The sequence below is a fragment of the Paenibacillus sp. FSL R7-0128 genome (assembly GCF_038002245.1).
Taxonomy (GTDB): domain Bacteria; phylum Bacillota; class Bacilli; order Paenibacillales; family Paenibacillaceae; genus Paenibacillus_AQ; species Paenibacillus_AQ silagei.
Window position 1 is genome coordinate 2315594 of record NZ_JBBOCD010000001.1, and the last position, 24160, is coordinate 2339753.

The 24160-nt window shown below is 53.1% G+C and carries 20 protein-coding genes; 16 read left to right on the plus strand and 4 right to left on the minus strand.

What is annotated here, in order from left to right; translation table 11 throughout:
* Positions 1–36 precede the first annotated feature (36 nt).
* Complete coding sequence (locus tag NST26_RS09405; RefSeq protein ID WP_036721520.1) at positions 37–1362, plus strand: ABC transporter substrate-binding protein; 1326 nt, start codon at positions 37–39, stop codon at positions 1360–1362.
* A 445-nt stretch (positions 1363–1807) separates the two neighbouring features.
* Positions 1808–3904, plus strand: a complete 2097-nt coding sequence (locus NST26_RS09410; protein WP_340979066.1) for a glycoside hydrolase family 36 protein — start codon at positions 1808–1810, stop codon at positions 3902–3904.
* A gap of 110 nt (positions 3905–4014) precedes the next feature.
* Here the strand turns inward: NST26_RS09410 and NST26_RS09415 are convergent, their stop codons facing one another.
* The 3 genes from NST26_RS09415 to NST26_RS09425 all read right to left on the minus strand — a co-directional run bounded on the left by NST26_RS09415 (position 4015) and on the right by NST26_RS09425 (position 5539).
* The gene (locus NST26_RS09415; RefSeq protein ID WP_339255093.1) at positions 4015–4323 is read right to left on the minus strand and encodes a hypothetical protein; all 309 of its coding nucleotides are present in this window, start codon (positions 4321–4323) and stop codon (positions 4015–4017) included.
* 17 nt (positions 4324–4340) lie between these two features.
* A complete protein-coding gene (locus NST26_RS09420) occupies positions 4341–4976 on the minus strand; it encodes a hypothetical protein (RefSeq protein ID WP_339255094.1) in 636 nt (211 codons plus the stop codon).
* Positions 4977–5119: 143 nt separating this feature from the next.
* The gene (locus tag NST26_RS09425; RefSeq protein WP_209872629.1) at positions 5120–5539 is read right to left on the minus strand and encodes a MarR family winged helix-turn-helix transcriptional regulator; all 420 of its coding nucleotides are present in this window, start codon (positions 5537–5539) and stop codon (positions 5120–5122) included.
* A 385-nt stretch (positions 5540–5924) separates the two neighbouring features.
* Between NST26_RS09425 and NST26_RS09430 the strand changes: the two genes are divergently transcribed.
* The 9 genes from NST26_RS09430 (at position 5925) to NST26_RS09470 (ending at position 17048) form a co-directional block, all read left to right on the plus strand.
* The gene (locus NST26_RS09430; protein ID WP_036721536.1) at positions 5925–6182 is read left to right on the plus strand and encodes an AbrB/MazE/SpoVT family DNA-binding domain-containing protein; all 258 of its coding nucleotides are present in this window, start codon (positions 5925–5927) and stop codon (positions 6180–6182) included.
* A gap of 172 nt (positions 6183–6354) precedes the next feature.
* Positions 6355–7083, plus strand: coding sequence for an HAD family hydrolase (locus NST26_RS09435; RefSeq protein ID WP_051477738.1), 729 nt, complete (start codon positions 6355–6357; stop codon positions 7081–7083).
* A 270-nt stretch (positions 7084–7353) separates the two neighbouring features.
* Positions 7354–8094 carry a response regulator transcription factor gene (locus tag NST26_RS09440; protein ID WP_209872623.1) on the plus strand — a complete coding sequence of 247 codons (741 nt, stop codon included), beginning with the start codon at positions 7354–7356 and terminating at the stop codon, positions 8092–8094.
* Between the two features lie 34 nt (positions 8095–8128).
* A complete protein-coding gene (locus NST26_RS09445) occupies positions 8129–9478 on the plus strand; it encodes an FAD-dependent oxidoreductase (RefSeq protein WP_340954602.1) in 1350 nt (449 codons plus the stop codon).
* 188 nt (positions 9479–9666) lie between these two features.
* Complete coding sequence (locus NST26_RS09450; protein ID WP_235191726.1) at positions 9667–10950, plus strand: citrate transporter; 1284 nt, start codon at positions 9667–9669, stop codon at positions 10948–10950.
* 42 nt (positions 10951–10992) lie between these two features.
* A complete protein-coding gene (locus NST26_RS09455; protein WP_340954600.1) occupies positions 10993–13137 on the plus strand; it encodes a hydantoinase/oxoprolinase family protein in 2145 nt (714 codons plus the stop codon).
* Positions 13138–13149: 12 nt separating this feature from the next.
* Complete coding sequence (locus tag NST26_RS09460) at positions 13150–13821, plus strand: hypothetical protein (RefSeq protein WP_209872614.1); 672 nt, start codon at positions 13150–13152, stop codon at positions 13819–13821.
* Positions 13822–13923: 102 nt separating this feature from the next.
* Positions 13924–15735 (plus strand): sensor histidine kinase, encoded by a 1812-nt coding sequence (locus NST26_RS09465; protein WP_340954596.1) that lies wholly within the window; start codon positions 13924–13926, stop codon positions 15733–15735.
* Positions 15735–17048 (plus strand): ABC transporter substrate-binding protein, encoded by a 1314-nt coding sequence (locus NST26_RS09470; protein WP_340954593.1) that lies wholly within the window; start codon positions 15735–15737, stop codon positions 17046–17048. The genes NST26_RS09465 and NST26_RS09470 overlap by 1 nt, the downstream gene beginning before the upstream one ends.
* 469 nt (positions 17049–17517) lie before the next feature.
* On the opposite strand, the gene NST26_RS09475 is transcribed toward NST26_RS09470, so the two are convergent.
* Entirely contained in the window at positions 17518–18183 is a 666-nt protein-coding gene (locus tag NST26_RS09475) for a hypothetical protein (protein WP_340954590.1), read from the minus strand.
* A 233-nt stretch (positions 18184–18416) separates the two neighbouring features.
* Between NST26_RS09475 and NST26_RS09480 the strand changes: the two genes are divergently transcribed.
* The 5 genes from NST26_RS09480 (at position 18417) to NST26_RS09500 (ending at position 24150) form a co-directional block, all read left to right on the plus strand.
* Positions 18417–20405, plus strand: coding sequence for a Na+/H+ antiporter (locus NST26_RS09480; RefSeq protein ID WP_340954588.1), 1989 nt, complete (start codon positions 18417–18419; stop codon positions 20403–20405).
* A 29-nt stretch (positions 20406–20434) separates the two neighbouring features.
* Positions 20435–20995, plus strand: a complete 561-nt coding sequence (locus NST26_RS09485) for a CueP family metal-binding protein (protein ID WP_340954587.1) — start codon at positions 20435–20437, stop codon at positions 20993–20995.
* A gap of 174 nt (positions 20996–21169) precedes the next feature.
* Positions 21170–21595, plus strand: a complete 426-nt coding sequence (locus NST26_RS09490; RefSeq protein WP_340954585.1) for a hypothetical protein — start codon at positions 21170–21172, stop codon at positions 21593–21595.
* Positions 21596–21634: 39 nt separating this feature from the next.
* Positions 21635–22069: a hypothetical protein gene (locus tag NST26_RS09495; RefSeq protein ID WP_209872593.1), complete on the plus strand. Its 435-nt coding sequence runs from the start codon at positions 21635–21637 to the stop codon at positions 22067–22069.
* Positions 22070–22188: 119 nt separating this feature from the next.
* The gene (locus tag NST26_RS09500; RefSeq protein ID WP_340954583.1) at positions 22189–24150 is read left to right on the plus strand and encodes a serine hydrolase domain-containing protein; all 1962 of its coding nucleotides are present in this window, start codon (positions 22189–22191) and stop codon (positions 24148–24150) included.
* The last annotated feature ends 10 nt before the right edge of the window (positions 24151–24160 follow it).

Consider the following 24160-nt stretch of genomic DNA (forward strand, 5'->3'; position numbering starts at 1 on the left):
GACCACAAGATGCATAAGGAAAAAGGGGGCAACATCATGTTAAAACGATTCATGGCATTATCTGCGAGTCTGCTGCTGGTGGGCGGACTGCTGGCCGGCTGCGGCGGAAATAGCACCAATAATACCGCTAACAACACAGGTGGAACGGCCGGGGCAGGCAATACACCTACGGATTCCGCCAAGCCCGTCACGATTAATATGTTCACCGCCTCTCCCGAATACACGGATGCCTTCAATGCTTATATTGCGGAATACAAGAAGGTTAAGCCGAATGTTACGATCAATCTGGAAATCATGCAGGCAGACTACAATACGGTGCTGAAATCCAAAATTGCCGCCGGCAGCACACCGGATGTGTTCCAGACCACGGCGGGCGGGGATATCGATACTTTTGCCGAATACAGTGCCGATCTTACCAATGAACCGCTGGCCGCAGCGATGACGGATGCAGTCCGCTCCAACATGAGCTCTACAGATGGCAAAGTCCTCGGACTGCCGGTGAAGGGTAACCTGTTCGTCCTGATGTACAACAAAAAGCTGCTGGCCGATGCCGGCATCACTGAAGTGCCTAAGACAACTGCTGAAATGGACGATGCAATCACCAAGCTTGAAGCCAAGGGCATCACCCCCTTCGCCAACGCCTACAAAGAGTGGTGGGTATGGAAGCATATCTTCCAGCACTTCGTAGATGCCGCAGCGACCGATGCCGGAACCGACGCCAAGACGCTCGTAGCGGACTTCATCGCCGGGAAGACGACCTTCAAGGATCATCCGGTGCTGAGCGACAACTTCTTCAGCTTCATTGACACAACCGTTAAGCATGGCACAGACAAGCCGCTTGAACGCGACAGCAATGCTGAGGTCAGTGATTTCGCGTTGGGCAAAACAGCCTTCATGACCGGTAAAGGCGCGTGGGATGAAGAAGCGATTAAGAAAATCACCCCTGACTTTGACCTCGGCATCGCCGGGTATCCTGTCAGTGACAAACCGGAGCAGTCCCAGATTATCACCGGTGCCGATCAGGCACTGCGGATCAACAAGGATTCTGCAGTAGCGGCAGAGACGATTGAATTCTTCAACTGGCTGTATACTTCCGACTACGGGAAGAGCTGGTTCTCTAACGTAGCCAAGGTTATTCCTCCAATCAAGGATGCTCCGATGCCTGACCTGCAGATGCCTAAGGAAATGGAAGAAATTCTGAAGACGGAGAAATCCGGCGATCTGTCGGTGAACTACTCTCTGGATACGTTCCACCAGAAATTCGGTGAGCTGATGCAGGCTTATATCGGCGGCAGCAAGACGAAGGATCAGGCGATGGATGAAATTCAGAAGGCCTGGATTCAATTCGGGTCTGCGGAATAAAATTTTGATTTGACCTTAACGGCCTCCGAAGTAAGCTTTATTACAGAGGGGGCCTTCTTTCTGTGTAACGCGGATTTCAGGGTGGGGGGTGTAAGTGGCTGGACGTAACTGCGTGAGCTTTGGATTTCCGGCCGCTGTTATGTTTGGATTTCCCGATTTAAACTGCTGGCCGCAGTAGAAATCCAAACATAAAGGCGGTCGCTGCCGCTCCTCCAATTCCAAACCTCCCTCCGTTACTTCACCACTTACACGAGCACCGCAGGGAAATTAGGAGTTACGAATAGAAGAGAAGGCCTCATAATCAGGAGGGGCAGGAAGACCAAAGAGATCAAAGAGACAGAGAGAGCAAAGAGACCAAAGGCAACAGAGATACCAAAGATACCAAAGGCAACAGAGATACCAAAGATACCAAAGGCAAGAATCTTTGTCAGGAGGCTAAATAGACATGGACAGCAGGCTCATAGACATAGCCGAGAACGGGCTGTATCTTACGATTGAGATTACTGGGGAGCAGGATGTGCGGCAGCTGCATTTTGGCGCAGCGCCGCTGGAAGCAGGGAGCATAGAAGAGAAGCATAAGGCAAGCTTCCGGCTGCTGGAGCTGCAGCTGTCGGGTGAAGACCGGGCGGAATATCACGGGCGGACGCACCGTGCATCTTATCCGGGATTGCGCATGGTGTATGACGGGCATAGGGACACGGTGAATCCGCTGGGACGGAAGCTGGAGCTTACACTGGCTGACCCGCTGACGGGTGTAAAGGCAGTACAGCATTATCAGTTCTATACCGGTGTGCGGATTGTCCGTTCCTGGACAGTGGTTCGAAATGAAGGCAGTGCGGAAGCGGCTGTGGAGTATATCTCTTCATTCGCACTCACTGGAGTGGACAAAGAGGGCAGCAGAGACCGCAATGACAAAATAGAAGTGAGTATTGCTCACAGCGGGTGGCAGAGTGAGCTGCAGTGGAAAAGCTACAGCCTGCCCGAGCTGGGCATGTCCCATCTCGCCGATCGTGGATCGAAGCGGGTTGCCGCCAGCAATACCGGCTCCTGGTCGGCGGCTGAGCTGTTGCCAATGGCCGTGCTGCGCAACAAGGAGAGCAGAAGCAGCCTGTTCTGGCAGATTGAACATAACGGCTCCTGGCACTGGGAGCTGACAGATCAGGCAGATCAGCTTACGCTGCTGGTCAGCGGGCCTACGGAGCATGACAATCACTGGTGGCGGAGGCTCGCCCCCGGCGAAGCGTTCACCTCTGTGCCAGTGGCCGCAGGTGCAGTAGAGGGCGGGTTCGGAGAGGCGGCAGAGCAGCTTACCGCATACCGGCGGCTGATCCGCAGACCGAATGAGGATAATGAGCTGCTGCGGGTGATTTTCAACGACTACATGAACTGTCTGTGGGGAAGCCCGACAACGGTGAAGCTGCTGCCGCTGATTGATGCCGCTGCCGAGGTCGGCTGTGAATACTTCTGTATCGACGCGGGCTGGTATGCTCCCGGCGAGTGGTGGGACGGGGTCGGCGAGTGGGAGCCTTCGGCTGAGCGCTTCCCGGAAGGCATCAAGTATGTGCTGGATGTGATCCGCAGCAAGGGGATGATTCCCGGCCTCTGGCTGGAGCTGGAGGTGATGGGCATCAACAGTCCGAAGCTTGCGGAGACCGACGACAGCTGGTTCTTCATGCGCCATGGCAAGCGGGTCAAGGACCGCAGCCGCTATCAGCTCGATTACCGTAATCCGGCGGTCATTAAGCATGCCGACAGCGTGATTGCCCGGCTGGTTGAGGAATACGGCGTCGGATATATCAAGATGGACTATAATATCAATGCAGGCATTGGTACGGAGACGGGGGCGGACAGCTTCGGGGACGGTCTATTGCAGCATAACCGCGCTTATCTGGCCTGGCTGGACAGCATCTTCGCCCGTTATCCGCAGCTCGTCATCGAGAACTGCTCCAGCGGCGGGATGCGGATGGATTACGCCATGCTCAGCCGCCACAGCATCCAGTCCACCAGTGATCAGGAGGATTATGTGAAGTATGCTGCCATTGCCGCAGGCTCTCCGGCTGCACTGACTCCCGAGCAATCGGCGGTCTGGTCGTATCCGCTGCGCGAAGGCGACGATGAAGAGGTCATTTTCAATATGGTTAACTCGCTGCTGCTTCGCGTTCATCAGAGCGGCCATCTGGCCGAGCTAACGCCAAGACGCCGGGCGCTGGTGAAGGAGGCGCTGGATTATTACAAGTCTATCCGCGCCTGCATTCCGCAAGCCTTCGCCTTCTGGCCGCTCGGTATGCCTGACGGTGGAGGGGAATGGGTCAGCTTCGGACTCCGTCATGGAGACATCCGCTATATTGCTGTATGGCGGATTGCCGGAGAAGCGGCTGCGGTCACGCTGCCCATACCTGAGCTAAGGGGCCGCGGGGCGGAGGCCCGGTGTGCGTATCCTGAGGCGCACGGGGCGCAGTGGAGCTGGGACGCCCCGGAAGGCAGCTTGAGCGTTACGCTGCCCGCCGGCAAGACTGCGAGGCTCTTCGAGCTTCGTTCGTAGGGCCAGCTTCATACACCTAGAAGAGGCTGAACAGCTGATACGGGGTGATTTGCATACAAAAAGGGGTATTTCTGCACCGGTGAATGGCTGCTGAAATACCCCTTTTTCTGCTACCTGATGAAGCTTAGGCTTAACAGCAGCAAACGGCGGGTGTAATAAAAGGACAAGAGCAGGAGGAACGCGAGAACTAGGCTGAAGGGCAAGCTGAGAAAGACCGGGACGGAATAGGATGGGGTCAGCCCCATCCCTATGGCACTGACTCCGAAGGTCCGCAGCAAGCCGGCTATCGGAGCGATGATGGCACAGATGAGGCTCCCTGCCACCCAGACGCCCAGTACGGGCAATGCAAATAGGATGACGAATCCTTTTGCCAGATAGTTCAGCAGTATAGGCATTGCACCAGAAGAAGAAGATTTCATGTCGTGTACCTCCATCGTTATGTATTCATCTGAATAATCTTGCCTATCCGGGAATGTGGATGAATCGTCAGCGTCTCCCGGTAACGGATCTCCCGGATGGAGCAACCCGGCCCGAGCGTAACATTCTGTCCGCACACAAGGTCTGCCTGCGTCCGGTATAGGGTGAGGTCAGCCCCTTCAATGATCCCGCAGCGCAGCTTGCGGAAAGGACTCAGCGGAATTGGGAGCAGCCTGGAGGAGGGCGACACGATAATATCACCTGCCGAGGTCATGTGCCTGATCTTGCACAAGGCCCCCAGCTTGATGCGGATGGTGCCGATGCAGGACAAGCGGTCTATACGTACGCAGCCCTCGGCTTTGAATTCTTCTGCGGCAACCTCACCGGTAACAGACAGGTATCCATTGGCCGTGATGCTCACGCCCCTGAGTTCAGGAACGCGCAGACTGCCGAAGCTGCTCAGCTCCTGCGTATTGCAAGATAACCCTATGGAGCATTCTCCTCTAAGCCTCAGGCATGCTGTGGTCAAGCTCCCGCTGACATGCAGGTGGCCCAGCACCTCCACATGGGAGGCATCCATATCCCCCCGGCAGATCCGTGAGCCGTTGATTTTAAGAGGTTTATTGGCCGCAGGTGTCGGGTTCAGTGCAGGCATAGGTTCAATCACCACCGTTTTATACTATTTTAGTAACTATAATATATATTAAATGAAATATTTAATCAATATATGTTCTTTAACAAAAAAACTGCACTCCCCGATGGGAAATGCAGTCTGTGCTTAAAGGATAGCCGTTGATGCTACTGTAACATTCCGCCCATCAGCTCATCAATTCTCTGCAGGGCTGCCGATATTTTGTCAAGGTCAGTCAATGCAAAGGTGTCGAAGAGAGAAAGGATGTGCTGCTTCCCTGATCCGGTGAGAACAATATTGACGACTCTGCGGTCTTCCTTCGTGCGAATTCTCTCGATGTATCCCAGATCCTCCAGCTTATCGCACATGAACGAAGCGGCTCCAGGCGTAATGACCAGCCGCTCTGAGATATCCGTAATATTAAGAGAGCCGGTGAGCTGCAGCAGGAACATCAGCATGATCTGGTTCTGCGAGAGTGACCCTTTTTTCGTAATCCGGTCTATGAACGCCTGTGACTTTTGCTGCACGCTGGCCATATGCTCCATGACGGTATAGACGGCTTGCTCTTTCTCAGCTTCTTTGCTCATGGAAACACTCCAATATAGTATATTACGTAAAATATATAGATTGTATATCTTTCTTGTCAAGTAAAGGAAGAGCATAGTTCCTAAGGAGCAGCCGTAAGCTAAGGGGAAAACCGCTTCAGCCATACCCCTACAGAATTACGGGTAAAAATTGAATGAAAAGAATAAAATGGATATAAAACGGTTTCGATTATAAATTTGTCGAAAAAACTCTAAACTTTGTCGAATTTTTTGTCGATAAATATCAAAAGATGTAGAAATAAAATTGACAGGAAAGAAATAGCACTTTACAATGCAATTATAGAGTAATCATTTCTACTTATTAGAAGCTTTGATAGCTTTTAACACCGAATGATGATCCAAGTGTTATTTCAAGGGAGGATGCATAATGATGAAAGCAACTGGCATAGTAAGAAAAGTAGATGAACTGGGACGTATTGTGATTCCGATTGAGCTGCGCAGAACAATGGGAATTGACATAAAGGATCCGCTCGAAATTTTTGTGGACGGCGAAAAGATCATTCTCAGAAAATATGAACCTACTTGCATCTTCTCCGGAAGTTCCGAGAACCTGATCAACTTCAAGGGTAAAATGGTCAGCAAAGATGTTCTCGATGAACTGATCTCAAGCTTCGACAACGTATAAGTTAAGGTTCTGAGGCAGTATGCAGTATGAACAGAAGGGATCGCAGTGTAAGCACTCCATGTGTTTGCACTGCGGTCCCTTTCTGTAATTAGGGGTTCGTAGACAACATCTGCTGCTTCCTATATCATTAGGGCGTGTGACCGAAGAACAATTGGAAGGGATGATTCACCTCATGAGCAACGAAGAACAGACACAGGCGGGGAACAGACCGCTGCCGAAATTAAACCAGCCGGAAGCCATCGTATTTGATATGGATGGTACGCTGTTTCAGACAGAAAGCCTGTTATTGCCCGCCTATCATAAAATGTTCGATATTCTGCGGGAAGAAGGCCTGCATTCCGGCCCGACTCCGCCGGAGGAGCGCATCCTGGGCAGTCTAGGCATGCTGCTTGCGGATATCTGGAAGAACGTAATGCCGGAAGCGGATGAGGCGGTACACCGCCGGGCGGATGAACTGCTCCTGCAGCTGGAGATTGAGGGGCTGGAGGCCGGAGGGACGGTACTGTACCCTAAGGTAGTCGAGACGCTGCGTGCGCTGCACGCACGCGGAGTGAAGCTGTTCGTCGCCAGCAACGGGCTGGAGGATTATATCCATAGCATCGTAGTCGTACACGAGCTGAAGGACCTGTTCGAGGGGCTGTACAGCGCAGGCGGCTCGGGCACGGCAACGAAGACCGAGCTGCTCGGCCTTCTGCTGGACAATCACAAGATCGGCAGTGCCTGGATGGTCGGGGACCGTTCCTCCGATGTACAGGCGGGAAAGGGCAACGGACAGACCGTGATCGGCTGCGCCTATGCCGGCTTCGGGCGGCAGGATGAGCTGAAGGGCTCGGATGTCATTATCTCATCATTCGATGAATTGATTGCGCTGTATGATAACAGCACAGCGCAAAGCCTGTAATCAGCCAGGCCAGAAGAGGGCTGTGTATATACAAGCAAGCAGAACCGGATGTCATTTCCGCCTTACTATAGGCGTGAAGGGCATCCGGTTTCATATCTGGCGGAGCGAACGCGGATTCATCTCGAAATTTCATACCTTTTCTCGAATGAGGGCCGTTTCATTGCAGGTGCTCAAATTTTATACTGGTACTGTAAGCGTTTCACCAGGAATGAGCCTCAGAAGCTTGGCGAAGCGCAGCGGCGGCCAGATACTGTGTTTGGAGGGATAGGGTTGCACAAGCTGTTTCTGGTTGAGGATGAAGCCCTGATCCGTACGGGCCTCAAGCATTTGATTGAGGAGGTCATCGGCGGCTTTCAGGTGGTGGGTGAGGCAGAGAACGGAAGACTTGCACTGGAGGCACTCAAGAGTGTGAAGCCTGATGTCCTGATCTCGGATATACGGATGAATGAAATGAACGGGCTGGAGATGATCCGGCGGGTCCGTGACCAGTACCCTGAATTGTATATCCTGATTCTGAGCGGGTATGCCGATTTCGAATATGCAAAGCAGGCCATCAAATACGGCATCAGCGATTATCTCCTGAAGCCGGTTGACCGCACGGAGCTGGCCCAGGCCTTAGGGGAGTTCAAGCGCAAGCATGGAGCCCGGAATGCTCTGCCGGGCCAGCCGGAAGAGGGGGAGACCGACCAGAAGGGCAGGCAACTGATCCGCAAAGTGAAAGAACTGGTTGCCCAGCGGCTGGATCAGGAAATTTCGCTGCAATATATGGCGGAGCAGGTGCATCTGAATCATCAGTACCTGTCGGTGCTGTTCAAGACGGAGACCGGACAGAACTTCACGGATTATGTCTCCCGGTGCCGGATGAACCGGGCCAAGCAGCTGCTGAAGGAGACGAATCTCAGAATCTATGAGGTTGCCAAATTATCCGGCTACCTAAGCTCGAAGCATTTCATGGCGGTATTCAAGGACTATACCGGCTGCACCCCAACCCAATACAGGGAGCAGCAGTAATGTAACCGTTCACTTAGAAGAAGGAGGAACAAGGATGCGGAAATATGAAGTGGTTGTGGCGGGAGGCGGGGTTTCCGGCTCCATCGCGGCTATCGCGGCAGCAAGAGCAGGCGCCCGGACGCTGATCATCGAGGCGGGGGGGTTCCTGGGCGGGACCCTGACTGCTGCAGGCGTAGGACCGATGATGACTTTTCACGCGGGGGATAAGCAGGCTATCCAGGGAATCACCGATGAGCTGATTCAGCGGCTCCGGGCGCTCGGCAAATCGCCGGGGCATATCCCGGACGCGACGAACTACACCTATTCAGTGACACCGTTCGATGCGGAAGCGATGAAATACGAGCTGGATCTGATGCTGCAGGAGAGCGGAGGCGAGGTGCTGTATCATACGATGCTGGCTGGTGCTGAAGTATCCGGCAGACGCATTACATCGCTTACCTTGTGCAACAAAGGCGGGCTTAGCAGGATCTCGGCGGATGTGTTCATCGATGCTACGGGGGATGGCGATCTGGCGGCCTGGTCCGGCGTCCCGTTCACCAAAGGGCGCGAATCCGACGAGCAGTCGCAGCCGATGACACTGAAGATGAAGATGAGGGGAGTGGACACGGAGAAAATCAAGGCGTACATCCGCGGGCACCGTGAGGACTTTCCGCGCATGAATCTGGATATTACGGTGATGGACTCGGCGGCCAGACTCTCTGTCGTCGGCTTCGACAAGCAATTCCGTGAAGCGAAGGCGCGCGGTGAGATCAGTATTCCGAGAGAGGATGTGCTATTCTTCGAGACGAGCAATCCCGGTGAGATTATTATGAACACGACGCGGATTCTCGGCAAGGACAGCACAGACCCGTGGAGCCTCAGCGAGGCCGAGATTGAGGGCCGCAAGCAGTGCCGGGAGCTGGAGGTTTTTCTGAAAAAATATATTCCCGGGTTCGAAGATTCAGTGGTTGTCTCTACAGGCCCGTCCATCGGCGTACGCGGCTCCCGCCAGATCAAGGGCGTGTACACACTGACCGCACAGGATATCCTGTCGGTGAAGCCCTTCGAGGATGTGATCGCCCATTCCGGCTACCCGATTGATATCCACAGCCCGGACGGCGAGGGAACCGCAACAGATCATCTGGAGTGGGGCGCGATGTACAGCATCCCTTACCGCTGCCTGATCACCAGCGAGATCGACAATCTGATTGTTGTGGGGAGATGCCTCTCGGCTACCTTTGAAGCCCAGGCGGCTGTGCGGACTACACCGACGGTAGGCGCAATCGGGCAGGCGGGCGGTACGGCGGCGGCGCTGGCGGTCCGGGAAGGAGTTCCAGTGCAGCAGGTGGACTATAAGAGACTACAGGAGATGCTTGTCGCGCACGGCGCTTATCTGGAAGTGTAACGCGCGGCGCCATAACTGTAATATGTGCAACTAAAGTGGCCAGTTATTAAGCTGTGTGTAGTTTAATTGTAGAAATACATCTAACTGTTGTTGGCTGTTGTTAGCATCTACCCTTGGCTGCAATTAAATAATAATTCTTATAACAACGTATATTCAACAAAAATTTAGGAGGAATTGGTTTGGAAACCGTGCAAATTATCGGGATTTTACTTGTATTCATTGTGTTTGTGGGTCTGATGATGACCCGCAAGCTGACCACACTGCTCGCGCTGCCGATGATGGCGATTCTGCTGGCGGCGATTGCCGGCATCCCGCTCCTGTCTGATAACCCGGACACCTTCACCATCACGAAGGGTGTGCTTGCAGGCGGAGCCATGAAGCTGTCTACCGCCATCGCCGGACTGATCTTCGGCGCCTGGTTCGGCCAGATTCTCAGCAAGGTCGGTATCACGAAGACCATTATCCGCAAGGCAGCGGAGCTGGCGGGAGATAAGCCGCTGGCGATTGCCATTATCTTTTTCCTCGCCGCCTCTGTGATCTTCTCGGCCGCGAACGGATTGGGTATGGTTATTCTGGTCGGGACCATCGCTATCCCTATTATGCTGACAGCCGGACTTAAGCCCTTTGTAAGCGGTCTGGTAGTACTACTGGCCAATGCGGTCGGTGTGGTGTTCAACGTCTCTACCTGGGCGATCTATACCGATGTGCTTAAGGTACCGACGAACACGATTGCTTCTTATTCGCTCGTCTGTGCCGTCCCGCTGATTGTGATTGCCCTGATTATGATCGTCTATTACACCCGCAAAGACGGTAAGGTCCGCCGCGCCTGGGCCATGCCGCTTAAGCCGGAATTCCAGGCTCAGGATAACAAGAACGTAAGAGCGATTGCGCTCATCAGTCCGCTTGTTCCGGTGCTGCTCGTGTTTTTCCTGAAGGTGGATATTGTCTCGGCGGTCTTCATGGGGGCTCTGGTCACCCTGCTGCTGGCCACCCCTAAGCGTCCGTTCCATGTGTTGTCGAGTGCGCTGGTTGAAGGCATTCAGGATGTGGCCGGTGCGCTGGGTCTGATGATCGGAATCGGGATGCTGCTTAGTGCGGTAACTGCGCCACAGGTGGCCTCGTTAATCCAGCCGCTGATCGAAGTCATTATTCCGACGAGTCCGCTAATGTACATTCTCGTCTTCACGCTGCTCTCTCCGCTGGCAATCTACCGTGGTCCGCTCAATGTATGGGGACTCGGCAGCGGAATTGCGGCACTGATCGTGGCTGGTGGTATGGCCCCTGTGGCAGCGATGCTCGCCCTGCGTATTGTGAGCAATCTGCAGGCTGTCAGTGATCCGACCAACTCGCACAATGTCTGGATCGCCGATTACACGAAGACAGATATTATTGAAACGCTGCGCAAGACGCTGCCATGGATGTTCGTTGCGGTGATGATCTCGATGATTATCGCGGGGATGATTGCCTTTTAGAGACTCTTAGAGACCTAAGCTTCATGGAGAGGAGAACCTGCTATGAGCAATAAACAAATCAGAATCGGCATCGATGTCGGAGGAACCTTCACAGATGCCGTTGCGATAGATAATGAAACCTTTGAGGTGCTGTCCAAGGTCAAAATGCCCACCACGCACCACGATAAACGCGGAGTCGCCAGCGGGATTGTCCAGATCATCCAGCGGATCATGAGCGAGAACGGGATTCTTCCCAACGATATCAAGTTCATCGCCCACGGGACGACGCAGGCTACCAATGCGCTGCTGGAAGGCGATGTTGCCCGTGTAGGCATCGTGGGGATGGGTACGGGGCTGGATGCCCGCAGTGCCCGCTCAGAGACCAATGTGGCGGATATTGAATTGGCTGCGGGCAAGTATCTTACTACGTATCACAAGTTCATTGACTCCCGGGAACTTACAGCGGAAGCCATTGAAGATGCGATTGACCAGCTGCTGGCTCAGGGTGCAGAGGTCATTGTAGCCTCGGAAGCTTACAGTGTCGATGATCCGGCCAATGAGCTGAGAGTGATGGAAGCGGCACGCAGCCGGGGAGTGTACGCCACCGGCGGACATGAGATCTCCCAGCTCTACGGGCTGAAGACGCGGACCCGCACAGCAGTGGTCAATGCGAGCCTGATCCCGAAGATGATGGAGACGGCCAATATGACCGAGCAGGCGGTCCAAGAAGCGGGAATTACCTCACAGCTCATGATCATGCGCTGTGACGGCGGGGTCATGAGCATCGACGAGGTGCGCAAGCGCCCGATCCTGACGATGCTGTCGGGGCTGGCGGCTGGCGTGGCCGGTGCCCTGATGTATGAGAAGATATCGGACGGCATTTTCTTCGAGGTCGGCGGCACCAGCGTAGATATTTCCGTGATCAAGAACGGTAAGGTCATGATTGAGAACGCCCAGGTCGGCGGACACAAGACCTATCTGCGCTCGCTGGATGTGCGGACGCTGGCCGTTGCCGGAGGCAGCATGATCCAGATCGGCGGGGGCAAGATCACGGATGTCGGCCCGCGCAGTGCGCATATTGCGGGACTGGAATACGAGTGCTTCACCGGCAAGGAGAACCTGGAGCAGCCTGCGATCGGTCTCGTCAGACCGCGCGAAGGAGACCCGGATTATGTTACGGTTCGTAGTAGGGGGGGGCATGAATATGCGCTGACCCTGGCGGGAGCGGCGAATCTGCTGAACCATGTGCCGGAGACGGATTATGCGCGCGGGAATATGGAGAGCACGCGGATCGCCTGGCAGGCGCTGGGTTCTCATCTCGGGATGTCTGCGGAGGAGGCGGCCCGGGCCGCCATGGACATTGCCATCCGCAAGGTGATGGCGGTGGTGAACCAGATGATCAGCGATTATGAGCTGGACACCGGATTCATTACGCTGGTAGGCGGCGGAGGCAGCGGTGCAGTTCTGGTCCCGGCCATGGCTGCGAAGGAAGGCTTCAAGCACCAGATTGCGAACAATGCGCCGTATATCTCCACGATTGGCGTCGGGATGGCGATGGTCCGCGAGCAGATCGAGAAGACGGTCGTGGGTGCCACCGAGCATGACATCAAGCTGATCCGGGCAGAGATTATGGAGAGAATCGTCCAGTCCGGGGCGAACGAATCCACGGTCGATGTCACAATCGAGATCGACTCCCAGCGCAATATTCTGCGGGCAATCGCCACCGGCTCCACGGAGCTGCGCTCGAAGGATCTGGCCAGCCGCGCGGTGCCGGTGAATGAGCTGATGCAGACGGCGGCGGATGCGCTGGGCCAGCCTGCGGAGCAGACGGAGCTGAAGGCAGCCTCCGGCAGATGGTATCTGTTCGAAGCCAGCGAGATCAAGAAGTCGATGTTCGGCCTGGTGAAGAAGAAGCTCAGCCATGTGAGCGTGCTCGACCGTGAGGGGGTGGTGCGCTTCAAGAAGACGAATGCGTATCACCTGGCTTTTCTGAAGAAGAATATGGCTGACCGGTTCGCCTCGTTCCTGGAGGAGAATACGATCTATTCGGATGCAAATGCCACGATCCCGAAGACCTTTGTTTTCTATAAGGAAAAAATGCTCGATTTGACCGGGATGCAGACCAAGGAGCAGCTGTTCTCCATTCTTGAGGTGGAGACAGGGTTGCTCGAGGACAACAGCGAGCTGCTCGCGGTCGTCTACCAGTAGGAGGTGCAGGGGATGATGAAGACAGATGCACGTACACTGCCGGATGATCATGTACTGGGGTATGCCGAACTGAAGAACGACCTGCTGTTCCACCGGATTCCGAGCGGTAAACGGCGTTATTATGTAGAGCGTCCGCTGGCCATCGGGAAGGAGCAGGCTCTGGCGTTCAAAGCCCGCTATGGCACGGATGTCGGAGCCATCTGCAGGGACAGGGGCATCCAGGTGAACCTCAATGAACGGAAAGGCACCATCGGGCAGATCCGCTTCCGCGCCCAGATTGAGCTGTCGGCCAAGGAACGTGTCATTACACTGTACCGGTCCTCCATGGAGGAGCTGCGGCAATGTGCCGGTGTGCTGCTTCCCGGCCGTTCCTTCAGCCTCAGGGAGGTTACCGACATTCATCTTGCCCATGAGCTGTTCCATGATCTGGAGTTCACGGAGCTGGGATACACCAATAAGCGGCTGGATGACATCAGCAGCCTCTCCCTGGGGCCGCTGCGCATCCGGGCGGGCGTAACGAAGACCTCGGAGATCGCTGCGCATGCGTTCAGCCGTTATCTGCTGGACCTGCCCTGCTTGCCGAATCTGCTGGATTACGCGTATATGATTCACAGCGGGACACTGACAGCCGCCGAATTCTGGAGGCAGACGGAGGTCTGGTCAAGCGAGCTTGAGAATAGCTGAGCCGGAATCTCTGAGCCTGGGCAGGGCATGGCGGATAGCTCTGACTTCCATCCCGGATTATGCTATGTTGATGTAGAACCAGAGTTCGGGGAGGCTGTCCGCATGTTACGCATGTTATCCGGTAAAAGATTCAACCGATCCGCTTATGTGCCGCTGCGCACGAAGTTTATCATTTTATTCTGCTTGCTGATCACCATTCCGTTCCTGGTCATCGGCACCATCAGCTATAAGAAATATATTGCCGGAGTAGAACGCAGCACGGTAGAACTGTCCAATCAGGTCGTCAGCCAGATTAATATTAATCTGGAGCATTATATTAAGGAGCTGGACCGTCTGACGCTTGCGCCGCTGTATGATGAGGATATGATGCAGATTCTCCGCAAGCACAGGGGGCCGGGTTCGGGCGGCACCTATCTGAGCACGGATGAGACGCTGAAGATGAACCTGTTTATCTCTTCGCTGGCTTTTGACCGGGGTGAAATTGAGAGCATCCTGGTGTTCACCAATGACGGCGGAATCTTCAGTAATCTGGACCAGAGTGTGAGGAAGCGGTGGGACCGCAGCATGGCAGAGTGGATGGAGACCGTAGAGCAGGCGGACGGTGGCCTTGCCATTCTTCCGCCGCACAGCGCAGCTTACTACACAAAGGCGAAGCAGGGGATCATCTCCGTGGCCAGAGTCATCCGTGAACCTTACACCCATGCCATGCTGGGGATTGTCAAGGTAGATCTGATGCCCCGGGGCTTCGGATCAATTGTCTCGACGGTGCGCTCAAGCGGGAGCGGCCTGCTGCAGATTACAGGCAAGGATCAGGTGGTTCTGTACTCCGGGGCCGGCAAGCTTCCCGATTCACGCGAATCTTATATTATTGCCTCTGCGGAATCACCGTACACAGGACTTAAGGTCACCTCGCTGATGCCCCGGGCGCAGCTTCGGGAGGATGCCCGTGAGCTGACAAACTCTACACTGATTGTCTCCATAGTGGCCCTTATGGCGGCTTACGTAGCAGCCATACTGCTGTCGAGCCGCCTGATTAAGCCCATTGCTCATCTTCAGTCGAAGATGAGGCAGGTGAAGCGGGGGCTGTTCCTCGAACGCGCGACGGTCACCACCAGCGATGAAATCGGGCAGCTGACCGAAGGATTCAACACGATGATCGGCGAGATTGACCGTCTGGTCAAGGAGGTCTATGAGACCCGGCTGAAGGAGCGGGAGGCAGAGCTGCTGGCGCTGCAGAGCCAGATTCATCCGCATTTTCTGTACAACACGCTGGAGATGGTGAACATGCTGGCACTTCAGGGCAATACCCGGGAGCTCTCCGGTGTGGTAACCAGTCTCGGCAAGCTGCTGCGTTATACCGTAGGCCACCGGGAACAGATGGTGTATGTGCTGGATGAGGTGAAATTCGTGGAAGCCTATCTGCGTATTCAAGGCATGCGTCTAGGGGACAAGCTGGAGGCCGTGATCCATATTGATTCTTCCTTTGATTCCTGTGTGGTGCCGAAGCTGATTCTGCAGCCGCTGATCGAAAATGTCATTGAGCATGCCATGGGACCGGACAAGCTGTGCCTTACCTTGACCGCCTCTGTAGAAGAAGAGGATCTGATTCTGTCGGTTAGGGATAATGGCCTCGGCATCACCCGCGCACGGATGCTGGAGCTTGAAGAACAGCTATATAGCCGTCAGCCCCGGGCCGCAGCCGATGCGGAGCAAGGAGGCTTTGGCCGGATACTCAAGGGGTTCGCGCTGCGAAATGTGCATCAGCGGCTGCGGCTTCTCTACGGGGAGCCTTACGGCCTGACACTGGATAATTCGGCAGAGCAGGGCGTAACGGTCTCGCTGCGCCTGCCGATGAACTGGGAGGCGATGAATGATGCCGGACCCGCAGGGGACAGGCAAGGAGGAGAGGAATAATGCGGATTAGGCTGTTAGCGCTTATCGCTGCCGTATTGCTGGCTGGGGGCTGTTCTTCGGATGCCGGAAACGGGGCGCCCGGCGGGTTAGGCGGGGAGGGAGAAGTGGAGAGCGGGACGGCTGCTGTGCAGGCACCCGTGAAGCTAAAGTTCAGTATCTGGGGCAATGATGCGCAGAAGGCGATGGTGGAGGAGCTTATAGCTGAATTTGAACAGCTTCATTCCGGGATCGAGGTCGAGATTATGATGATTCCCTTTGCGGATTATCAGCAGAAGCTGTCAATCATGCTGGCCTCCCGCACCGCGCCGGATGCCGGCTGGCTGGCGGAGCGGATGATCCCGCAGCTGCTTGAATCAGGCCAACTGGCTGATATTGCCGCAGCGGTTCAGGATGACTCTGACTACCGGTATGCGGATATTTATCCGTCTACCCTTGATATTTTTAAGCGGGGAGACCATTTATATGGCATCCCGTTCTCCACGCCCCCGGTGCTGATCTATTACAATAAGGATTTGTTCCAGGCCCGTGGACTGAAGACGCCAACGGAGCTGTATGAAGAAGGACAGTGGAACTACGATGAATTCCTCAAGGCGGCGCGAAGCCTTACCGACCCGCAGCGCGGCATCTACGGCGTGAAGCTGGTCCGCGATTGGAACAACTGGTCGGACGCACTGCTGCCGCTGTTCTGGTCGCATGGAGCGGAGCTGTTCGACAGCGGCGGAGCATCATTTGCACTCAATTCTCCCGCAGGGAAGGAAGCGCTCCAGCTCTACAGTGACATGATGTTCAAGAGCAAGGTGCACCCGCTGCCCGGGGATGAGATTGCCTTCGACAGCGGCCGGATTGGAATGTATACGGACCGTTACAGCTATACTTCCAAGGCCCGCGCGGTTACCGATTTTGCCTGGGACATCGCTCCGATGCCGTCAGGCATTAAGGGGACAGGGACCTCCCTCGGTTATGCGGGAGTATCTGTTTTCGAGACCAGTCATCCGGCAGAGGCTGCAGAATTCCTCAAGTTCATCACCAGTGCAGAGTCTATGAGCATCACCGCGCAATATTTTGTCCCGTCACGCAAGTCTGTTCTGGAATCCGATGTCTTCCTGCGGGCAGCATCCAAGCCTTCACCGGAGAGCATCCAGCAGGCGGTGCTCGATCAGATCGCCACGGCGCGGATCGCGCCAGGACATAAGAACTGGCAGCAGATTGATACGAAGATCCAGCTGTTGATGGACGGTCTCTACACGCAAACGTCCACCGTTGACGAGTTGCTCGGGCAAATGGAACAGGAAGTTACCCCGCTTATGAAATAAGCGGGGTGTTCCTCTGTAATTGTGTTCACCTGCTGAGTCATTTTGCTGAACTGTACATTGAGTCGTCCCCTGAGCCATCCGCTGTGCCATTCGCTGACCATCCGCTGACCATCCGCTGAACTGTACATTGAGCCATCCCCTGCTGATTTGGAAGTGGAGGCGGCAGCGCAATTACAATTCCTGCACATAATGCAACATTGCCTCACATTAAGGGGCCATAATCAGAAAATGTTGCACAAAAAGCAGGAATACTCCGCATTTAAGTAACTTCACGTTAAGATTCCTGCATTTCCTGCAACAATTCTCCCGCTCACCCCAGTATCTAGATAGCCAAGTTGCAATATCTGCAACATTATTAAGGCTGCTAGACTGTCAACCCGCTACAATCCCCGCCAAATTGCATACTGAGGATTTACTCATAAGGCTTACCTATGTTCAGAGCGGTTCACCCAAGGCTAGTCATCAGTACTTACTGATACAAATCAGGTAATCCCTGCACGGGCTCATAGTAGCAAATGTATCTGTTTAGTATGATAGGGCGCAGCAGTCCTTTATGGACCAGCTCCTGCAGTTGTTTGCGAGCCGTCCGAAAGCTTACGTTGTATTGAAGCATCACATCTTTGGGCCGTAACCCCTTTTTTTGACTCAAGGAGAGTCTGACAATCTCTCTTTCCCTCGGTGAAAGTGAGGGTCCTGACTGAACACGGAGTAAAGAAGGGGAAATGACCATTTGCAGCAGCATACGGCAGATTTCCGGACGATTCTGTACATCATCGAAGGAGAAATGTACAATCCTCCAGCCCAGTCCGTTCAGATAATTCTCCCGATTCAGTGAGTAGCTGAACCTTTCGCGGTCCATATCCTTCACATGGCTCTGATAACCATCACATTCCAGGCCGAATTTTCCGTACGACGGAAGAAATGCAAAATCCAGAAATTGCGATTTACGGTTCCAGTCGTAGACCTCATACTCCGGATGCAGATCATCCAGATTGCCAAACAGCGGCCACCAGACGTTACGCAGCAGCAGCTTCTCTGCATACTGATGCCCCCGTGACAGCCGGCCTCTGCGCTCTCCTGTTCTGATCGACAAATGATGGTCCAAGAGCAGCTGATGCGCTTTTTCAAAATCCATTTGCATTCCCTCCATCTCTCCTTTACGCAAAAAAAGAACGCCCCTCTGCCAGCGATGGCTTGGGACGTTCTTCGTCTGAGCTAATTATACGCCTGCACACGGGGGAGCGGCAATAGATGCTTTATAGTCCGCCACCAAGAGGATATTTCCTTCCAGATCGTTTATACTGAGTTTAAATACATAACGTAATTTAGTATCTGCACATACAAGTGCAGAGATGGAGGTTTGTCCGATTGGAATTATTTGAGTATATTTTGTTGATGCTGGCTGCCGTGTCGCTGTCTAATCTGGTGAACCGGTTTATCCCCTCGCTCTCCGTGCCGATCATTCAGATCGCGCTGGGTATGGCCTTGACCTGGTTGCCCCTGCATTTCGAGCTGGAGCTGAACCCGGAGCTGTTCCTGCTATTATTCATTGCTCCCTTGCTGTTCAATGACGGCAGGCTTGCCGATAAAGTGGCCTTATGGAAGCTGAAAAAGCCGATATTGCTGCTGGCGCTGGGGCTGGTTTTTCTAACGGTAGGGGTGCTGGGATATTTCCTGCACTGGCTGCTGCCGGTATTGCCCCTGGCGGCTGCGTTTGCGCTGGCTGCGGCACTGGCCCCTACGGATGCGATCGCTGTAGGCGCTTTGGAACAAAAAGTAAAAATCCCCCATCAGACGATGCAAATTCTCGAAGGAGAATCTTTGATTAACGACGCGTCGGGTCTGGTGTCCTTTCAATTTGCAGTCGCAGCTATGGTTACAGGCGCCTTCTCTTTCAAAACGGCCAGTCTGAGCTTTATTGGCATCTCCCTAGGCGGTGTGGTGCTGGGTCTTGTGCTCACGCTCATTAAATACGGGATCGTGCGGTGGTTGCGCAGGCTCGGGATGGAGAATGTCACGCTACATATGCTGATTGAGATTCTGACACCCTTTGCAATTTTCATGGCCGCTGAGGAGCTGGGAGTCAATGGCATTCTGGCAGTGGTCAGTGCAGGGATCGCCCATTCCTTCGGGTACAAGCAGATGAATCCTGAAGTAGCCAAGCTGAGTATCGTGTCCAAAAGCACCTGGTCCGTCATTATCTTCGTCCTGAACGGCCTGGTCTTCCTGCTGCTGGGTACCCAGCTGCCGGAGATTATTCAGACCGTCTGGAACAACCCGGATATAGGGAATGTCCAGGTTATCCTGTATACCCTGCTATTAACCGCTGCCGTTCTCGGTCTGAGGCTGATCTGGATGCTAGTCATGGATATTCCCGAAGGGGAGGAGCCGCGCGGACCCTGGAAGCTGGAATTCAAAAAGGCGCTCATTCTTACACTGTCGGGGGTTCGAGGTACGATTACCCTGGCGAGTACGATGTCACTGCCGTTTTTCCTGGATGACGGCTCCTACTTTCCGGCGAGAGACCTGATTATTTTCCTGGCGGCGGGTGTCATTCTATGGACTCTGCTGGCGTCTAACTTTCTGCTGCCGCTGTTGCTTGGCTCAGATCATGAAGCAGAGCACAATGCCGAGGAGGCCGAGGCCAAAATCGAAATTCTGCGCAGTGTGGTTGCGGGCTTAAATGAGCAGGCTACAGATCAGTCCCGCCTCGCCTTGAATCATCTAACCGGGATCTATAACGCAAGAATCCGTCTGCTGAAGAAGAATGAAGACGCTGAGGAAATGGAACGTAAGCTTGGGGTGACAGCACTCAAGTGGCAGCGGGAATACACTATGCTTGCGCTCAAGCAGCACGAAGTGAACCCGTATACGGCATACCGCTATCTGAACCGCCTGAACCGGCAGCTGTTCATATACACCCGTGATCCGCAGTACAAGAATGATCTGATTCCGTTCAAAAGCTGGGAAGAAATCACAGGTGTCATTCAGCAGGTCCGCTTAAGCGCGCAGGAGCGGCGTGAGGAATCAAACCGGCTGCAGGCCGGGATTTTCGCTTATGTTCTTGAGCGGCTGAGAGAGCTGCAGACTACGGGAGGGATGGAGCCTGAAGTAATTAGCGCCCTGATTCTGCGCTATGAGCGGGGAAGAATGCGGTTAACCCGTCCAGAGTCCATTTCCTCCACGAAACGGGAGTTCGAAGAATCGCTGCAGGAATTGTCGAGAGCAGGCATTCAGCTCGAACGTGACCACATTCAGCTGATGTTCGAGGCTGGACGGATCTCCAGAGCTAGCATGAAGGAAATGAAACGTGATATTCTGTTCATGGAGCATGATCTGCGGGAAGAAATGGGCTGAATGCCATCTACAAGGAGCTGAATTTTAACATGAACAATAAAGTAGTAGCGGGTACTTGCGCGGTTATTGCAGCGCTGGGAATTTACCTGTACGCGGGAAGTGGGGGGACGAAGACAACGGAGGTTGCTACAACTCCGGGAAGCAGTCAGGCTGCCAGTCAGGACATCAAGCAAATGGTGGCTGACTTCAGCTCACGTACCTTGACGGCGGAATCCGCTTCGATTACCTCGACCCAGCTGATTGTGGACAGCGGCGGTTCTAACGAAGCAGTCTATGGGCTGCCGGAGGATGAGTTCTTCCTGTCGGTTGCCCCTTATGTGCAGAATACACATCCCTGTGCCACCCACAGCCTGACCGGCTGCCAGGGAGAGATGGCCGGCCAATCCTTCGGGGTAACAATCGAAGATGCGGACGGTAAGGAGATCATGAACCAGACCGTCAAGTCCCAGCCGAACGGCTTCATCGACCTATGGCTGCCGCGTGATCAGAACTATAAGATGACCATTACTCATGAAGGTAAGCAGGCCCAGTCTGAGATTTCCACTTTTGAGAGTGATGATACTTGCCTGACTACTATGCAATTAAGTTAAAAGTATAGCAATCCTGATTCTGTCTGTACCATCTCGTTTGTAAGAAGAATAATATGAGTTGGGGCCGTATCTGTATACGGCTCCTTTTTTGATGTTCTTTGATATACATAAATCAAGCGGAGAATCCGATATTCGGTGTAAAAGGAAAATATATATAATCTCGGGGGAGATAAGTTGAGTGAGCGGATGATGATTAGGATTAAAGGACTAGCGCAGGTTGCAGTGGTGGGTATAATTCATTTGCTGATTATTAGCTTTTTGAATTTAAAAAAGGGTGCGTGGGAGGAAGTAGGGGGTCTGCAAATTGCATTGACATATTGCGCTCCGGTTTTTTTGTTGTATGCAACTTGTGTAAGGTCTTTGAAAACGAAGAAGATCAGGTATAATCTGGTTTGGCTATTGACCAGTCTGCTTCCCAGTGCGGCCATCCTTTTTAAAATAAAAGAAATTACAGGTGCGGAGCCGAGCGAACCTGTATTTATAGAATTCCATTTTGAACAGGGTTATTGGGAATTGATGTTTTTCTTCCCCATTATCTATTCAGTTATCCAGTTACTCCTGTGGGTTTCCATGTGGTTTATGATATTATCCAAAGAATAATCATTTTACCTCATACAATGTTAGCAAGGAGGAAAGAGAATGGGGAAATTCATAAAGCCAATATACCAAGCCGTTCTTTATATGTTAGCAGCAATTGCAGTACATCTGATTTTAATCTATTTTCTTGAGATAAGAATTGAGGGATGGGCAACAGGAATAATAATATTACTTTGCAAAACCTACTTCCTGCCCTTATGCATGTGTTTTATTAATTCTTTATTGTTTATTAGGGCTAATAAGAGAGAGGAGCAAATCACCTGGTTTTTATTTACGGTCATTCCAAGCAGTTTACTCTTATTTCTTTTCGTGGAATTGCAAGGTATTGAACCCAGAGGCTATGCTGTAGTTTCCTTTGAGCTTTTCCGAAAATATCAGTTTGAAATGCTTTATTTGTTTCCGCTGGGTATATTAATAATCCAATTTCTTATGACTTTATATTATTTAATCAGTGTAAGGGTATGGAAAAGAAATTAATCGTTACATAACGATTAGAAGTTCTGTTAACGTTCCATTCACACTACTCTGATAATCTCTAGAAGTGTTAGGGAGATTGACCCTAACCTTAAATATAGAAGATGATGCGGAGGGTAATCATGTTAACACCTAAGAAAAAATGGCGGGACGCTGCTCTGGCAATATTGGCTGTGATGGGATTAAGTGCGAGCCTTATATTTCCCGGGAAACATGCCAGTGCGGAGACAGGGCAAGCCGCTTCACCGGGTTCCCGGATTGAAGCGCCTGCCAATCTTGAGGATACGGCAAGTCTGACAGCCTTCGTGGATGGAATGATGGAAGAGTATATGAACCGGCTGCAAATTCCGGGAGCGGTGATCTCCATCGTCAAGGATGGCAAAATCATTCTGGGCAAGGGGTATGGCAGTTCCAATCTGGAGCAGGCGGCTCCGGTTGACCCTGCAACCAGCATGTTCCGAATCGCTTCAACGACCAAGCTGTTCACTTGGACAGCAGTGATGCAGCTGGTGGAACAGGGCAAGATTGATCTGGACACGGACATTAATACCTACCTGAAATCCGTGAAGATTCCTGCTACTTATCCTGAACCCATCACCATGCGTCATTTGATGACCCATACAGCAGGCTTTGAAGAGGGCGGAGTCGGTTATCAGATCGTCACTGATCCTGCCCGATTGCCCGGTTCCATCTCGGAGACACTCAATAAACATATGCTGGCACGGATCAGACCGCCAGGTGAGATGAGTGCTTATTCTAATTATGGAGCAACGCTTGCAGGTATGATCGTGGAGGATGTCAGCGGTATTCCTTATAATGATTATATTCAGAAGTATATCTTCGATCCGCTGGACATGAAGCATTCAACGGTCGTGGAGCCTTTGCCGGAGTCATTCATCCCTAACCAGGTGGTAGGGTATAATAGCGGGAACGGCAGCTTTATTCCGGGCACACCTACCTTCGAGGGCGGATTTCGTCCTGCCGGCTCGGGTACTGTATCTGCAATAGACATGGCACATTTCATGATCGCGCATCTGCAGAACGGGAAATATGGCACCGGGCAGATTCTGAAGCCTGAGACGGCTGTATTGATGCATTCAACGGCATTCCAGCTTGATAAGCGCCTGCCGGGAGTAGCTCTCGGATTCGCAGAGAAGCGGGTGAACGGGGTGAGAATAATCTCTCATGGCGGCTCCGATCCCATGTTTAATACGGAATTGTATCTCGCACCTGCCAAGCAACTGGGGATTTTCTTATCCTACAATGGCGGTCAAGGCAGCGAAGCTGCGACCCATCTGGTCCAGGCCTTGTTCAACAAGTACTATCCCGCTCCTGAAGTGAAGCAGCCGGAGTTCTCCGCTTCCGCGGAATCCGTACAGAAATATGCCGGCTCCTATCAATTTACACGCCGCAACATAAGTGATATTGACAAGTTCTTTAACTTTTTTGCCCAACTGAATGTTACGATTGTGGATAACAAGATATCCTTGGGAAGCGGTAGTGAACAACAGCTGTACAGAGCAGTCGCTCCTAACCTGTTCCAGCTGGAGGAAGGGACCGACCAGATCGGCTTCCTGACGGATGAGTCCGGCGCAGTGACACATATGCTCCTGGACATGGCTCCGGAGATGCCGCTGGAGCGTACGCCGCTTTTGGATCAGAGTAAGTTTTGGCTTATCCTGCTTGGTGTCTTGGGATTCATTTTCCTCACGGCATTGCCCGGACCTATCTTCTTCAGACGCAGGTTCAAGGCGATGACGCTCCCGGAAAAGCGGGCCATCCGATTATCTGCGGGAACTGCCGTTTGGGCGCTGTTGTCTTTTATGACTCTGTTTATGATTATTATGTCCATGGACATTATGCAGAAGCTCAGCAGTATCAGCCCTTTACTGTCTGTCAGCTTGGTTATGCCAATCATTATGGCGGGCTTGACCTTAGCAATGCTGGTCTCAGCTATACTGGTATGGAAAAATAAATATTGGACCGCCCTCAGGCGGGTGCATTACACATTAGTGATGCTGTCGGCTGCCCAACTGACGTTCTTCTTCTACTATTGGAATCTGCTCGGCTGGCAGTTTGGATAACGCTTAAGAG

Excerpts from the sequence above, each read along its gene's own strand:
- NST26_RS09405 (WP_036721520.1), top strand. The coding sequence starts at position 37 with ATGTTAAAACGATTCATGGCATTATCTGCGAGTCTGCTGCTGGTGGGC.
- NST26_RS09410 (WP_340979066.1), top strand. The coding sequence starts at position 1,808 with ATGGACAGCAGGCTCATAGACATAGCCGAGAACGGGCTGTATCTTACG.
- NST26_RS09415 (WP_339255093.1), bottom strand. The coding sequence starts at position 4,323 with ATGAAATCTTCTTCTTCTGGTGCAATGCCTATACTGCTGAACTATCTG.
- NST26_RS09420 (WP_339255094.1), bottom strand. The coding sequence starts at position 4,976 with ATGCCTGCACTGAACCCGACACCTGCGGCCAATAAACCTCTTAAAATC.
- NST26_RS09425 (WP_209872629.1), bottom strand. The coding sequence starts at position 5,539 with ATGAGCAAAGAAGCTGAGAAAGAGCAAGCCGTCTATACCGTCATGGAG.
- NST26_RS09430 (WP_036721536.1), top strand. The coding sequence starts at position 5,925 with ATGATGAAAGCAACTGGCATAGTAAGAAAAGTAGATGAACTGGGACGT.
- NST26_RS09435 (WP_051477738.1), top strand. The coding sequence starts at position 6,355 with ATGAGCAACGAAGAACAGACACAGGCGGGGAACAGACCGCTGCCGAAA.
- NST26_RS09445 (WP_340954602.1), top strand. The coding sequence starts at position 8,129 with ATGCGGAAATATGAAGTGGTTGTGGCGGGAGGCGGGGTTTCCGGCTCC.
- NST26_RS09455 (WP_340954600.1), top strand. The coding sequence starts at position 10,993 with ATGAGCAATAAACAAATCAGAATCGGCATCGATGTCGGAGGAACCTTC.
- NST26_RS09460 (WP_209872614.1), top strand. The coding sequence starts at position 13,150 with ATGATGAAGACAGATGCACGTACACTGCCGGATGATCATGTACTGGGG.
- NST26_RS09465 (WP_340954596.1), top strand. The coding sequence starts at position 13,924 with ATGTTACGCATGTTATCCGGTAAAAGATTCAACCGATCCGCTTATGTG.
- NST26_RS09470 (WP_340954593.1), top strand. The coding sequence starts at position 15,735 with ATGCGGATTAGGCTGTTAGCGCTTATCGCTGCCGTATTGCTGGCTGGG.
- NST26_RS09475 (WP_340954590.1), bottom strand. The coding sequence starts at position 18,183 with ATGGATTTTGAAAAAGCGCATCAGCTGCTCTTGGACCATCATTTGTCG.
- NST26_RS09485 (WP_340954587.1), top strand. The coding sequence starts at position 20,435 with ATGAACAATAAAGTAGTAGCGGGTACTTGCGCGGTTATTGCAGCGCTG.
- NST26_RS09495 (WP_209872593.1), top strand. The coding sequence starts at position 21,635 with ATGGGGAAATTCATAAAGCCAATATACCAAGCCGTTCTTTATATGTTA.
- NST26_RS09500 (WP_340954583.1), top strand. The coding sequence starts at position 22,189 with ATGTTAACACCTAAGAAAAAATGGCGGGACGCTGCTCTGGCAATATTG.